Source organism: Sporomusa aerivorans, assembly GCF_041428895.1.
GTDB lineage: Bacteria > Bacillota > Negativicutes > Sporomusales > Sporomusaceae > Sporomusa > Sporomusa aerivorans.
Window position 1 is genome coordinate 2,021,712 of the sequence record NZ_CP156926.1, and the last position, 14,259, is coordinate 2,035,970.

The following is a 14,259-nucleotide window of genomic DNA, read 5'->3' on the forward strand; positions in this document are numbered from 1 at the left end:
TATCAGATGGATATTTGCCAACAGGTTGAACGTATCCAGGATGAAATGATTATTATTAGGCGACATCTTCATCAACATCCTGAATTATCCGGGCAGGAGTTTTTGACTAGTCAACTGATTGGACAAAAACTAACTGAGCTGGGCATAGAAGTTCGGCAGTGGGAAACAAAATCTGGAGTAGTTGGTCTGCTAAGAGGGGAGTATCCCGGTCCGACTCTGGCCATTCGTGCCGATATCGATGCCCTAAAAATACAAGAGGACACAGATTCTAGTTTCGCTTCAGTGAACGATGGCATTGCTCATTCCTGTGGGCACGACATCCATACCACAGTGCTTCTGGGCTGTGCTAAAGTGTTGAGTGCAATGAGGAGCGCCATCTATGGCAATGTCAAGTTTATTTTTCAGCCTGCAGAGGAATTATTAGTTGGCGCACAGCAAATGATTCAAGCGGCCGTATTGGAAGATCCGGCTGTAAAGGCTATTTTTGCGTTGCATTGCTGGCCGGAATTGGCGTCCGGCACAGTAGGCTTGAAGAAAGGCGCTTTTATGGCCGCTTCTGACAGCCTGCGGATTACGGTTACGGGACAAGCCGGGCACGCCGCCCACCCTCATAAAAGTATCGATCCCATTGTCATAGCTGCCCATATAGTAACAGCGTTGCAGTCAATTGTCTCGCGAGAAGTAGCGCCGCTAGAATCGGCCGTCATCACAATTGGAAAAATAACAGGTGGGACGGCACCTAACGTCATTGCCCCGTCAGTAGAGCTGGCGGGAACGGTGCGCACGCTTAATCCAGCATTGCGTGCTGAAATGCCGAAAATGATTGAGCGCATCGTCAATCACACGGCTCAAGGCATGCGAGGATTTGCAAGAGTAGATTATGTGGCTGGAACGCCACCTGTTATTAACGACCCCTTCATGGTGTCATTGATTGAACGCGCAGCTAGTGAAACTCTCGGGTCAGATAAAGTTATTTATTTAGAGAATGCTTCCATGGGAGGAGAAGATTTTTCCTTTTACCTGGGAAAAGTACCAGGAGTAATGTTTCGATTGGGAACAGCTTCCGAGGATCCTGCATCCCATTTATCACTCCATAATCCCAAATTGACCTTTGATGAAAAAGCAATTCCGACTGGCATTAAAGTAATGAGTGCCGCCGCATTACAATATCTGCAACTAAACCAGTAAAGCTCTTCAAGTCAATATTAAATCTTTGTCTATTTTATGTTTTTTTGCATGTTGACTTTGGTAATAGATTCCTATTAACGGTGGTTTAATTTATTGCAATTTCTGGAAATTTTGATTCCAACAAAGACATTGGTCAAATTATTGACTAATGTCTTTGTAAACAGTTTTTTTATGACATTGGTGCCATATTCATAAAAGTAATAATTCAGTATAAAGGTAGATGGATCTTTTACCAGTAAAAGTTTGACAAATCACTTTAATATATTTATTATGAAAATAGCAATGAAGCCCAAAGGGAAACCTTTTGGGCTATTTTTATCAAAGTAAATTATGACCAAAGAAAGGAGGAATTTATGATGAAAGACCAAGGATTTGAATTTATAATTATATCTGCTCGAATGATAAAAAGGCTTCCGCCTCCCCCGGATGTAAGCATCGCTAATTTTCAGTATATCTCTTTCAGTTAAGAAAGGATTGCTTGCTTACAAGTATATCACTAGCATCCTCCTTGCTGAAAGGGAACAAAAAGGGAGGATATACCAATGATGTTCCGGGACAAAACCCTTTGGGGATTAAATTCAGCAGTGCTATTCATGATGATTGGAGTAGGCATGATCGTTGCTGTACTGCCACAGCGTGTTATGCATCTAGATGGAGATGGACAGTCAGTAGGTTATTTGGCTTCAGCCTTTGCTTTTTCTTATATACTATTCCAAATTCCTATTGGTGGCTTAGCTGATAAATTGGGATTTAAACCATTTCTAATAATTGGATATTTACAGTGTTTTCTTACTGGTTTAATCTTTTTCTTTGCAACAAACTCGAATTGGATATTTTTGGCTCGGTTATTTCAAGGAGTGGGTGAAGCACCAGCTTGGGCACTTGCCCCGGCGTTGTTTTCGATAAAGTATCCAATGGACAAAGGAAAAGTAATAGGAATCTATAATGCTGTCATTCATTTAGGGCTGACTTTTGGACCCGTCTTAGGAATAGCAGTAGCAAGAGTACTAAATGAGCAAGAGATATTCCTCGTGTATTCCGGTTGTTGTTTATTAGGTGCATTGACGGTTGGTATTCTAGTTGAGCCCCGCCAAGGGGGAAAAGCAGAGAATAGCAGCAGTTTGTTTGATTTAAAAAACTTGATTAATATGTTCAATCAACGAAAAGTACGCGTTTCTTTAACAGGGATAGCTTTGTACGGGGCAGGTTATGGGATTTTTCTTACGACTCTCCCGGTATTTCTGTTAAAAGAAAAGTCTTTGAATGCAATTGAGATCGGCATATTTTTCACTTTATTTTATGCAGCAATAAGCTTGGCGCAATTCATTACAGGCCCGTTATCGGACAAATTCGGACGAAGCTTATTCATGATCGTTGGATTGTTTATTACTGCTGGTGCGATAGCGATTACCCCGGTACTAAATACTCCATTTATCTTATTGGCTTTGACAGTTGCAAGTTTAGGAATGGGAGTCTTCTATTTGGCTTCAATGAGTTATTTGAATGAAATTGTACCTAACGATTTAAAAGGAACAATTTCAGGGGCTTATTACCTATTTTGGGGCATCGGTATGTTTTTTGGTCCTCCAATAATGAGCCGAGTTTCAGATGCCTTCAGCTTTCAAACGGCTTTTGTTATATATTCATTTTTAATTGTTTTGGTCGCCGTTGGCCTAATGAAGAATAATAAATGCTAATTGAGAATTCGAAATAATGATGTTCTGGGGCGTCTATCTGGGAATAGACGCCTTTTTTACGTACTGTCATTCTATGAGGTGGAGAAGTAAAGATATCATATAATACGTTCCATTTTTAACATGACATTGGTGCCATGTTCATTAAAGTAACAACAACGTCCGGACCAAGTTTAGCATCTGCGTCGCTAACCTGCCTATTGACATTCTTTATTAATTCCAAGCAAGTGTATCGCCTTTGCGATCAAATTATTACTGTTTTTCGCCTTTAATAATTAATGTAGGACATTGCGAGTAGTGGAGAACATAATTGCTGACGCTGCCCATTAGTAGCTGCTTAACGCCGCTTAGGCCTCTGCGTCCCATAACAATTAACGAGTAACCGTTTTCTTTGCTAAGCTCGGTAATTTTTTTTCCGGCATGCCCATATTCCAGTTTGGTAGAAATCCGGCCAGCAAAATCAGCAAATATCGCTAAAGCCTCAGCTATAACCTGCTCTCCATTTTTATCCATGTCTTCAATTAAATTTAGCGGTAAATCCTTGGTATCTGTTAACAAATATCCCGGATGCTCAATAATGTGCAGCAAAGTAACTGCACTGTCAAATTTTTCAGCAACTCCTTTTGCATAATTAGCAGCTCTTAATGCAGCATCTGAACCATCTATAGGTACTAAAATTTTTCTAAACAAAGTTCTCACCCCATATCGTTTTTTCTAAAGAGATCTAGTGTTAGCTTTTTGCATCTATATCGTCCAGATTGTTCGCTGAAGAGTATTTTTCCTGAACTAAGAACCATATGTAACTTAAGAGAAAAACCCCCATGATGACAGCAGAGCACCAATAAATCGATGCGTAACCGAGTTTTCCTGCGAGCATTCCTAAGGCAACCGAACCAACACCATTGCCGATGTCAATCATATTATAAAAGGTTGCACTGGCTGCGCTGCGTTTGTCTGATGTCACAAGATTAAACATCCAGGTTTGTAATGCTGGAAAAATGGTGCCGTAGCCAAAGCCGTACAGAGCAGAGGCTGCTAAAAAAGCAGTCATGCTTTTGCTTTGTGCCAAGACCACAAAGCCTAATAAAAATAATATTGCACCAGGTAAAATGACCCAGGCTGGACCTTTTCTATCAAATATCCGGCCTGTTACTAGCCGGGATAAAAAGATACAGATGGTACACATTAGAAAAAAAGCCCCTGAATTGGCAATATGCGCTTCTTTGGCTAGTAACGCGATGAAATTTAGAATACCGCCGATGCATACCCCGAACAATAAGGCAAGAAAGGCTTGATATAGCAGGCTTTTTTCAACAAGTTTATCCATAAATGAGGATTTTTCTTGTTTCACAGTATGTATAGAGCGGTCTGCAGGAAGGGAACAAAGACTTAAGCAAAAGAGTGCAAAAATCTGACTGATTGTTGCCACTACAAATAGATTATTAAAAGAAAAATTATCAACAATCCATACCCCCAGGCCTGGTGCAATTGCCATTGCCAATGTGGTGCCCAGTCCAAAATAACCTATTCCTTCGCCGCGTCGTGACTTAGGGATTAGGTCGGAGACAATGGTAGCATATAATGTAGTGGCTATGCCAAACCCCAGTCCATGAACTACCCGTAAGGAAAGTAACCGTGGTACGGTAGTAGCTAAAATATAACTTATGGCCGCAACAAAACATAATGTACAGCCAATGTATAAATAATATTTTTTCCCCCATTTTTTTATTCCATAATCTGTGAAAAAACGAATCAGAATGGCACAGAATACAAAAATTGCCGACAATAATCCGACATCAGTACTAGTTCCGCCTTGATTTAAAACATAAATCGGCAGTGTTGGCAAAAAGATATGAAAGCCACTAAATAAAAAAGTATTTGAAATTGTAAATAAAATGAAATCTTTTGTCCATAGTTTTGAAATATTGGTTGCCATTTAATTATCCTTTCTAAGTAAGACAGTACCATTACTTTTTATACTTTGTGTATTTGAATATATGGATTTGAGCATTACATATAATTCATGCTGTTTCTCTTCTGGCAAGTCGGTTAGAATAGATTGTCTGTGATTATTGATAGCTTTTTCCCAAATAGCATATTGATTTAGTGCTTTCTCAGTGAGCAAGACTTCTTTTTCACGCTTATCATTTTTATAATTTCTTTCGACAAAGCCCTTCTCCTCAAGTTTTATTACGGTTTTTGAGATTGCTGCTGGTTCGATATTAAGATATTTCGCCAAAGCGATCTGAGAGATAGGTCCAGTTTCTTTTAAGGCTACAATAATTGACCATTCAGAACTATATAGCCCATATTCCGCCAGTGTTTGGTTTACTCCTTGGGAAATAGCCCTCGTGGTTTGGTATAGCAAATGAATTAATTTAGCTGCAGTCATGTTTACACCCCTTATACTAGTTAATAATCAACCAATATATAATATACTAGTTTATTATTAACTAGTATATTATATGGTTAGATTTGTAGTCAAGTATTTAATAACTCAGCTGGTCGGTTGCTAGAATGGACATTTGGAAAATTTTGGCTTAAGTCCTATTTAAATCCAGTGGCATGTTATGGAAGGGGCTTCGAAGTTGCAAGAAGCCAGAAACGTATAAATTCGTAGGATGTTGGCTATGGCATGTAATGGAGTAATTGTAGCGACATGTACTGGAAGGGGTGATGAAGCCCCGCAGGCCGTGGCTTTGAAGGTATTCTTTTGATTGTAAACAGTTTTTTAATGACAGTGGTGCCATGTTCATTAAAGTAACAGGTCTAGATCCTGCATTCAAATAATGCAGGATTTTCTTTTAGCTTTAATAAGAAGATGAATATTCGCGATAATGATTAAAGAATGGTAATTTATTGTTTATTTGAAGTTATTAAGAGATTAGGTAGGTAAGTGGGAGATAAAAAAACATTTTAAAGCCAGTAAAATCAAGGAGTTCCACTTTTGACATGACAGTGGTGCCATGTTCGTGAAAGTAACATATTATTTGAGATTGGTCGGGGAGAACCATATCATTGGTAATAGCTAAACACTCCTGCTAAAATTTGTAGAATTTTGGCAGGAGGTGTTTGCTTTATGGGGAATACGTGATTACATGTAATTAAAAGGAGCCGAAGCAACATGTTTCATAGATCAGTAAGGATTATAGCAACAGGTAAATATATTCCCCCTACCGTGGTAACTAATGTTGATTTGGAACAGAAACTTAATTTGCCGTCGGGGTGGATTGAAAAGAAAATTGGGGTATTTATACGACATTATGCTATAGGAGAAACACAATCCGAAATGGCAGCAAAGGCAATTCGTGATGCACTGCAGAGTGTAAATATGACAATGGAGGATATTGACTGTTTGGTAGGCGCTAATGGAGCTATGGAACAAGCCATACCCAGCAATGCTGCTCTAACGAAAAAGGCACTGGGCCTAGAAAAGGTTATACCTGCCTTTGATATCAATTCGACCTGCTTGAGTTTTGTTGTGGCAATGGATTTAGTTTCGCATATGGTGGCTGCTGGCCAATATCGACGAGTTGTTATCTTCTCGAGTGATATCGCTTCAAATGCTCTAAATTGGGAACATAAAGAAAGCTGCATCTTGTTTGGCGACGGGGCTGCTGCGGTTGTGATTGAGCGAGAGGATAATCCAAGAGGGCCGAAAATAGTAGCGTCAAAATTGGCTACATACATTGAAGGGGCTCATCTGGCGGAGGTAAAAGGTGGAGGTACGAAACTCCACCCTAGAGAATATCGAGAAACAAACAAAACGGATTATCTGTTTTATATGGAAGGGGAAAAAATGTTCCGACTTTCTATGAAGTATATTCCTGATTTTCTTACGGACTTGCTAAAGTCAGCAAACTGTAAGATGGACGACATAACTATGCTTATTCCCCATCAAGCAAGCTTAACAGCGATGAAATTAATCCAGCGAAAATTAGGTATTCCGGACGAGAATTTTATGCTAACCATTCAGGAATATGGTAATACCATTGCCGCTTCAATTCCCTTGGCCCTTCATGATGCTATTTCCCAAGGCCGAGTAAAACGTGGTGATCGTATCGTTCTATTTGGAACATCGGCAGGACTATCGATCGGGGGTATGGTTCTTGAATATTAAGAGCCAGACTAAAAATTTGTTATTAACAGGAGGGCGGGCGCCAGCGACTCTTGATTTGGCAAGAAAATTTAATTCATATGGAATTACAGTGTACGTTGCGGAAAGCTTGCCAAATCATTTGTGTACATATAGTAGAGCAGTCAAAGAGAGTTTTGAACTCCCAGCGCCTAAGCTGGATCCAGAGAGATATATAGAAGAACTTAAAGCCATCATTGTACATAAAAAGATTGACTTGGTGATTCCAACCTGTGAGGAAGTTTTTTATATCGCGCGTTACAAGGAAATGCTTACTTTGGCTCTTCCCAGGGTTAATGTGTTTGTAGACAGTTTTGAAAAATTAAGAATGCTTCATAATAAAAGTGCTTTCATTGAGTACATAAGCAGTTTAGGTAAGGCGGTTCCTCGTACCTGGCTTTTAAGATCGTCTGAAGATGTCGCTAATTTTTTTACAAGAACCCAATTTTCGCAGCGTATCATTATAAAAGCGGCATATTCTCGCTTTGCTACAAAAATTTTTGAACTGGAAAATGGCAAGAATATTCCACCGCTAGATGTTTCCATAGAGCATCCGTGGGTTGTTCAGGAATTTATTAACGGAAAGCAGTATTGTTCATATTCAATTTGTCACAGCGGTACTGTTTTTGCCCATACGGCCTACGCTGCAACATTCACTGCCGGCAGGGGCGCTTGTATCTGTTTTGAGTATACGGACCATCCTGAGATCTATCAATGGGTGCAGGATGTTGTAAAAGATTTAAAGTTTACAGGTCAAATTGCATTTGATTTTATTCAAACTACTGACGGAATTTTATATCCCTTAGAATGTAATCCCCGAGCCACGAGTGGAATTCATTTGCTAAACTCACAAGAAATAGTAGAGGCAATGATGATTCCCGCCGCTGCTGTACAGATCAGTGGAGCAAAATCTAAAATGGTAGCATTGGCCATGATACTATATGGTGTCCGTCAGTGTAAAGGATTTACCAGCTTGAAAGATTGGCTGAAAATCTTTTGGCATGCTAATGATGTTTTATTTTCTGTTGATGATCCAGTGCCTTTTTTTCAACAATTCGTGATGCTGAAGACGCTGTATTTTATCGGTTCTAATGGTGGCACATCCATGCTCGAAGCTACGACATATGACATTGAATGGAATGGAGAGGACATATGAAAGTCCTTGTGACTGGCGGAACTGGATTTTTGGGTAAAGCTTTGGCTCTTAGGCTATTACTAGAGGGACACCAAGTGACGACAGTCGGGCGCAATGAAGTTGTCGGCAAGGAATTAGGTAGATTAGGTATACGCTTCATAAAAGCAGATTTAGCCGATGAACTTGCAATAGTAGAAACTTGCCGGGGTCAAGACTATGTTTTTCACTGTGCAGCCTTAGCATCTCCTTGGGGGAGATATCAAGAATTTTATAACAGCAATGTTTTAGGAACCAAGCACGTTGTTCTAGGATGTCAGTGCTACAATGTCCGTCGCATGGTTCATGTTTCCACCCCTAGTATATATATGGAATGGCGAGATCGACAGCAAATCAAAGAAAATGAAGTATTACCAGAAAAAAGCATCAATACATATGCGAAAACCAAACGCCTTGCTGAAAATATAGTGGATGATGCTTGGCGAAAAGGGCTACCTGTTATTACAATTAGACCACGGGGGATATTTGGTCCTGGAGATCATACTATCTTTCCACGACTGATACGAGCCAATGATTCCAAGGGTATTCCGGACTTTGGAAAGTCCGTTATAACGGACATTACATATATTGATAATGTTGTAGATGCGTTACTGCTCTGTATAGCTGCTCCAGAGACTTCGGTAGGAAAAAAATACAATATCACTAATGGTGAGCCTATACGGCTCCAAACACTACTCGAAGAGCTATTTGAAAAATTTAGATACCCTTTGCGCTTTAGGCGAGTGCCATTTTCTTTGGCATACTGTGCGGCAGCCCTAGCCGAGTTATATGCAGTGCTTCCTTGGGGGGGCGAGCCTGAAATCACTCGTTATGGATTAGGCGTCTTATATTATTCGCAAACACTGGATATTACTGCGGCGCGACGTGAGCTGGGGTATGATCCACGTATCAGTATTTCGGAAGGTATTGGGCAATTTGCCGATTGGTGGAGGAAGAAATTTTGATGGGATTAGAAGTCGATCTGTTAACAGCTGGGTATTGCGTACACCCCGAAAAAATGACTGCCCGTGATCGGGCATTTCATAAGAAGAAATTTCCTGCTATGGCAGCTGTCATTAAACATCCAGCGAAAGGGTATATCCTTTTTGATACAGGACATACAATGCGTTTTTTTTCAGAAACTTTAACATGGCCTCTTGCGGTATATCGCTATATAACCCCAGTCTATTTGCAAAAAGGCGAGAGTATAGTAGAGCAACTTCACTCCCAAGGAATACAAGCCCATCAAGTCCGTTATGCGATTTTGTCGCATTTTCATGCGGATCATATTGGCGGATGCAGGGACTTTTCTCAGGCCACTTTCATCGTTCATGAAGACGCATATAACGCTGTACAGAACTTAGAGGGGATAAAAGCATTACGGGCAGGGTTTATTAAAAATCTACTTCCTGAAGATTTTACTGATCGGTTACGACTGCTTTCTGATGGGGATGCTGTACACTTGCCGCTGGAACATCGGCCTTTCGAATATGGGTTTGATATTTTTGAGGATGGGTCGTTATTTTTGGTTGTGTTAGCGGGACATGCCAAGGGGCAATTGGGTATTATGATTCCTAATAGCACAACGGGAGGGTATTTCTTAATTGCCGATGCTTGTTGGCAGAAGTGCTCATATACTCAGTTGATGCTTCCACATTGGTTAACCAAACTAATTATGGCTAATTGGACAGAATATATAGGTACGTTAAAAAAAATTCACGAATACGCAAAATCTCATCCAAACATCGCAGTCATTCCGTCCCATTGTACTGAAACCTTGGAGGGAATGGCTAGTGTTTCAAAATAGTAAAATACTGATGCAATACTTGAAAAGAAAATATGGTAATGGCTGCAAAAGTCGAGCTGAACTTCAAGGATGGCAAGAGAAGAAAGTGCAGGAATTCTTAAAGAAAATTTTGCCGATGTCTAATTTTTATCGGCAATACTATACGGGTTGGGCTATTAATGATTGGCCTACCTGGCCGATAATCAATAAGAAGATCATGATGGATAACTTTACTGCCCTGAATACCGTTGGTCTTACCAAAGAGGAGGCTTTCGCGGTCGCGATGGCAGCAGAGGAGTCTCGTGATTTCACGCCCACTGTTCGTGGGGTTACGGTTGGTTTGTCTTCAGGAACATCAGGTAATCGAGGCCTTTTTTTAGCGAGCAAAGACGAGCAAGCAAAGTGGGCGGGGGCGATATTGGCTAAAGTGTTGCCTGGATCGTTGCTGCGTACTCATCGGATCGCATTTTTCTTGCGGGCAAATAGTAATTTATATCAAACAGTGGGGAAAAGGCAGATACAATTTGAGTTTTTCGATATGCTTAAGCCTATTGATGAACATATAGACCGTTTAAACAAATTTCAGCCGACGATATTGGCGGGGCCGCCATCGATGTTACGGCTTCTGGCCGATGCGTTGCATAATAAGTTATATATAACTCCGGCAAAAGTTGTCTCAGTGGCAGAAGTATTAGATCCCCTTGACAAACAATGCTTAGAGGCGCAGTTTCAGCAAACCATTCATCAAATCTATCAATGTACGGAAGGCTTTTTGGGAGTGACTTGCCGATACGGTACACTTCATTTAAATGAAGATTTGGTAGTAATTCAGAAGGACTATCTAGATGATGAGTGTAGGCGCTTTAGTCCGATCATCACCGACTTTAGTCGTACATCACAACCAATTATTCGATATCGGTTGGATGATATAATAACAGAGAGGACAGACGGCTGTCCATGTGGATCACCTTTTACTGCAATTGAACAGATTGAGGGACGTTGTGATGATATCTTTTATATTGAAGCGAAGACAACGAGGCGGCTCGTCCCAGTATTTCCTGATTTTATTCGCCGGGCTATTATCACAGCCGATGAATGCATTATCGAATATGTAGCTATTCAAAAAGCTGAAAGCCATATCCAGATCGGGCTCCGAGGCCATCAGGCTGGAACCAAAGAACGTGTCCAAAATAGTCTGGATAAGCTGTGGGATATTATGAATACCGTGGCCCCGCACATTGAATTTATTGAGATTCCTCACAAGATAGCTGGGCGGAAACTAAGAAGAGTGGAAAGGCAATTTGTAGTACGATGGGAAAAGTAGAACTGTACAATAAACAAAATATAGAATGCTTGGTCTGGCCTGATACAGAGGATGGAAAGTATGCACAAAAATATCTGGTTCCATTGATTCGCGATGGCGTAAAGCTATATATACAAAATGTGGATACCGAGATGATGGTTCTAAAAATAGGAGAATATATTCTTCCTATTACCTTAAATTATGCGGAATACGAAAATTCATATGTCTGTTCGCCTTACACCCATTATGTTTCCTACGCAGTTGAGGAGCTTCGCGAACTAAAGAGGCCAGGTCTGAAGAAGATTCTATCTGGGATTATTAGAGTGATTGGAGTCATTCTTAAGAAAATGAGGGTTAACCAGGTTGTACACGTGAACAATTGGCTGTTGTCCACCAATTTGTATCCCGATTTAACAGAGGAAGTCATTAATGAGATTATACTTTTTATAAGAGAACGGTTTCCTGAGCATGCTATTGTTTTTCGCTCATTAAATGAAGTTACGAACGAAAGTATTTTGCAATTTCTAAAGAATTTAGGAGCTCATTTCATAGCCAGTCGACAAGTATACGGGTTAAACCTAGAAGAGGGTAAGCTACCTCTTTTATATGATTTTAAAAAGGATATGAAATTGCTTGCCAGTTCCTCATACGAAGTCATCGGAGCTGACCGGTTATCTGCGTCTGATATTCCGCGAATGATCCAGTTATATAAGATGCTATATTTAGACAAATATTCGGAGCATAATCCTTGTTTTACTGAGGCGTTTGTAGAATGTGCAATACGTACAGAAATATTGACTCTGTTTGGGCTACGAAAGGGAAATCGCATAGATGGCATAATGGGCTTTTTTAAGCGAAATGGGGTCATGACGACACCGTTTGTTGGATATGATGTAACTCAGCCGAAAAAGGCAGGATTATATCGATTACTTTCAACAAAGATTATCCTTGAAGCCTCAGCAAGACGTGTATATTTGAATAACAGTTCAGGTGCTGCGCAGTTTAAAAGAAACCGAGGATCAACTGGACATATTGAATATAGTGTGGTCTATTATAAGCATCTAGCATGGTGGCGGAAGTTTCCGTGGTTGGTTTTAGCAACTGTAATTAATAAGATAGGAATTCCGTTAATGAAGACCTATCGACTGTAACGTATAGTCCGTCCGAGTATTTCATAAATTACTCAATAGGTAATTCATGGATGGTTTTCTTAATGGATTCAATCGGGTGAATGAATAAAATTAGATTAATTCGCCGTTATACATGATACGGCGAACCGTATCATTGGTAGTGGCGAAAAATGAGTTGTATGGGATTCTAAGAATAAAAGATGAAATGATGGGTATTAATCCTGCGAATTTATATAAGTTTGCAGGATTTTGTAATTTTATGGTAAATAAGTGTGGCGTATAAAAATAGATTGGTTGGATTGCGCCGGAAATCATGCTAATTTGATGGATAAAGTAGAGGATACGAAAGAACCGTCACCATGTATCTTTTGTTTGGCTAACCCTTTCGTTAATTGTGTTGATTTTTTTAAAATTGCAGTTTATATTTACATAGAGAGAACCTATAACTTAACAATAAAATATTAATATTTAAGAGTATAGTGAAGAGTTTTTGGGGGATACGAAAGGGGAGAATTTTATGGGGTGGGTAGTTATATGATGGGAAATAGCAATTTATTAAAAGAAGAAGTTTGCAAAGATATCGATAAAATCAAAGCTGAACTTCTGACAATCTCTCATTACCTATGCAGTAATCCGGAAGTGGGGTTTCAAGAATACAAAGCGGCTCAAGCACTGACTAATTCATTAAGGAACGCGAACTTTGAAGTAGAGACCGGAGTTTGTTGTCTTGAGACGGCCTTTATCGGAACATATGGACAGGGAATGCCCACGATTGCTTTTGTGGCAGAATATGATGCTTTACCGGTGATAGGTCATGCCTGCGGACATAATATAATTGCCAGTGCGTCGCTAGGGGCAGCAATTGGTTTAAGTAAAGTAATGGGTGGCAATACTTGCGGGACGGTGAAGGTTATCGGAACCCCTGCGGAAGAGAATGGGAGCGGAAAAATTATTATGCTACAAAAAGGTGCTTTTGTTGGGGTGGATGTCGCAATGATGCTGCACCCTAACAGTAGCTCCATGGCTGATGATATTTCTTATGCAACGCGGAAAGTAGAGTTTACGTTTCAGGGAAAGGCAGCCCACGCGGCGGTGTCTCCCTGGGCTGGTACAAATGCCTTGAACGGGGTTATTCAAATGTTTAATTTGGTTGATTCCATGCGGTTGCATGTCAAGGACTATGCTCGAATTCATGGCATTATTACTGACGGCGGGGTGGTAACCAACATTATTCCAGAAACTGCACAGGCTGTTTTTAGCATCAGGGCTCTTAATAACGATTATTTAGAGGAACTTGTTGCAATAGTCAGCCGTTGTGCGCAAGGTGCGGCAATCGGCACCGGGACAACCTTCGAATATAGAGTGTTAGGTTCTGGTTGCCGCGAAGTTCGAAACAACAGAATATTGGTAGAATTGCTGCAAACTAATTTTGCTCAGCTTGGTGAACCTATCGTTGAAAGAGATTTTTCACAAGGTATCGGCGCTACCGATATGGGCAATGTCACTCATGAAATACCTGCGATACATGGTAATATAGGCTTAGGGGAAGGACTTGTGCTTCATACTAAAGAATTTGCTGAAAAGGCGGTATCACCGGAGGGCGATAAAGCCATACTTACAGCGGCAAAAGTAATGGCGATGACGGCGGTGGATATCTTGGTTGATCCTAGTATTTTATTTGAGATTAAAAAGTATGACAATGAGTGAGTACAACATCTTTATGACTCATATTGCCAGTGATGACTTGAGAGGCATAACAGCATACATTGCTAATATAATTAAACGATTTTGGATATGTTAGTGATCTTGTTTAAAAGATTGTAAATATATTTAGAAAATGAGGAGAGAAACT

At 40.2% G+C, this 14,259-nt stretch carries 12 protein-coding genes; 9 read left to right on the plus strand and 3 right to left on the minus strand.

The window, feature by feature from the left end; genetic code table 11:
* Positions 1-6: 6 nt before the first annotated feature.
* The gene (locus SATMO3_RS09215) at positions 7-1,188 is read left to right on the plus strand and encodes a M20 family metallopeptidase (protein WP_371380282.1); all 1,182 of its coding nucleotides are present in this window, start codon (positions 7-9) and stop codon (positions 1,186-1,188) included.
* Between the two features lie 542 nt (positions 1,189-1,730).
* Positions 1,731-2,885 carry an MFS transporter gene (locus tag SATMO3_RS09220; protein ID WP_371380284.1) on the plus strand — a complete coding sequence of 385 codons (1,155 nt, stop codon included), beginning with the start codon at positions 1,731-1,733 and terminating at the stop codon, positions 2,883-2,885.
* A 249-nt stretch (positions 2,886-3,134) separates the two neighbouring features.
* On the opposite strand, the gene SATMO3_RS09225 is transcribed toward SATMO3_RS09220, so the two are convergent.
* The 3 genes from SATMO3_RS09225 to SATMO3_RS09235 are packed head-to-tail and all read right to left on the minus strand — an operon-like array spanning position 3,135 to position 5,274.
* Entirely contained in the window at positions 3,135-3,572 is a 438-nt protein-coding gene (locus tag SATMO3_RS09225) for a universal stress protein (protein ID WP_371380286.1), read from the minus strand.
* 40 nt (positions 3,573-3,612) lie between these two features.
* Complete coding sequence (locus SATMO3_RS09230; RefSeq protein ID WP_371380288.1) at positions 3,613-4,818, minus strand: MFS transporter; 1,206 nt, start codon at positions 4,816-4,818, stop codon at positions 3,613-3,615.
* Complete coding sequence (locus tag SATMO3_RS09235) at positions 4,819-5,274, minus strand: MarR family winged helix-turn-helix transcriptional regulator (RefSeq protein ID WP_371380290.1); 456 nt, start codon at positions 5,272-5,274, stop codon at positions 4,819-4,821.
* Positions 5,275-6,006: 732 nt separating this feature from the next.
* Between SATMO3_RS09235 and SATMO3_RS09240 the strand changes: the two genes are divergently transcribed.
* From SATMO3_RS09240 to SATMO3_RS09270, 7 genes are all read left to right on the plus strand, one after another.
* Positions 6,007-7,002, plus strand: coding sequence for a beta-ketoacyl-ACP synthase III (locus tag SATMO3_RS09240; RefSeq protein WP_371380292.1), 996 nt, complete (start codon positions 6,007-6,009; stop codon positions 7,000-7,002).
* A complete protein-coding gene (locus SATMO3_RS09245; protein WP_371380294.1) occupies positions 6,992-8,173 on the plus strand; it encodes an ATP-grasp domain-containing protein in 1,182 nt (393 codons plus the stop codon). The genes SATMO3_RS09240 and SATMO3_RS09245 overlap by 11 nt, the downstream gene beginning before the upstream one ends.
* Positions 8,170-9,153 (plus strand): NAD-dependent epimerase/dehydratase family protein, encoded by a 984-nt coding sequence (locus SATMO3_RS09250; RefSeq protein ID WP_371380296.1) that lies wholly within the window; start codon positions 8,170-8,172, stop codon positions 9,151-9,153. The genes SATMO3_RS09245 and SATMO3_RS09250 overlap by 4 nt, the downstream gene beginning before the upstream one ends.
* Entirely contained in the window at positions 9,153-9,995 is an 843-nt protein-coding gene (locus SATMO3_RS09255; protein WP_371381694.1) for an MBL fold metallo-hydrolase, read from the plus strand. Before SATMO3_RS09250 ends, SATMO3_RS09255 begins: the two co-directional genes overlap by 1 nt.
* On the plus strand, positions 9,982-11,298 hold the full coding sequence (locus tag SATMO3_RS09260) for a F390 synthetase-related protein (protein ID WP_371380298.1): 1,317 nt from the start codon (positions 9,982-9,984) through the stop codon (positions 11,296-11,298). The genes SATMO3_RS09255 and SATMO3_RS09260 overlap by 14 nt, the downstream gene beginning before the upstream one ends.
* Positions 11,286-12,428, plus strand: coding sequence for a hypothetical protein (locus SATMO3_RS09265; RefSeq protein WP_371380300.1), 1,143 nt, complete (start codon positions 11,286-11,288; stop codon positions 12,426-12,428). The genes SATMO3_RS09260 and SATMO3_RS09265 overlap by 13 nt, the downstream gene beginning before the upstream one ends.
* A gap of 513 nt (positions 12,429-12,941) precedes the next feature.
* Positions 12,942-14,114 (plus strand): M20 family metallopeptidase, encoded by a 1,173-nt coding sequence (locus SATMO3_RS09270; protein ID WP_371380301.1) that lies wholly within the window; start codon positions 12,942-12,944, stop codon positions 14,112-14,114.
* The last annotated feature ends 145 nt before the right edge of the window (positions 14,115-14,259 follow it).

Coding starts and splice junctions, on each gene's coding strand:
- SATMO3_RS09215 (WP_371380282.1), top strand. CDS start 7: ATGGATATTTGCCAACAGGTTGAACGTATCCAGGATGAAATGATTATT.
- SATMO3_RS09220 (WP_371380284.1), top strand. CDS start 1,731: ATGATGTTCCGGGACAAAACCCTTTGGGGATTAAATTCAGCAGTGCTA.
- SATMO3_RS09230 (WP_371380288.1), bottom strand. CDS start 4,818: ATGGCAACCAATATTTCAAAACTATGGACAAAAGATTTCATTTTATTT.
- SATMO3_RS09235 (WP_371380290.1), bottom strand. CDS start 5,274: ATGACTGCAGCTAAATTAATTCATTTGCTATACCAAACCACGAGGGCT.
- SATMO3_RS09240 (WP_371380292.1), top strand. CDS start 6,007: ATGTTTCATAGATCAGTAAGGATTATAGCAACAGGTAAATATATTCCC.
- SATMO3_RS09250 (WP_371380296.1), top strand. CDS start 8,170: ATGAAAGTCCTTGTGACTGGCGGAACTGGATTTTTGGGTAAAGCTTTG.
- SATMO3_RS09255 (WP_371381694.1), top strand. CDS start 9,153: ATGGGATTAGAAGTCGATCTGTTAACAGCTGGGTATTGCGTACACCCC.
- SATMO3_RS09265 (WP_371380300.1), top strand. CDS start 11,286: ATGGGAAAAGTAGAACTGTACAATAAACAAAATATAGAATGCTTGGTC.
- SATMO3_RS09270 (WP_371380301.1), top strand. CDS start 12,942: ATGATGGGAAATAGCAATTTATTAAAAGAAGAAGTTTGCAAAGATATC.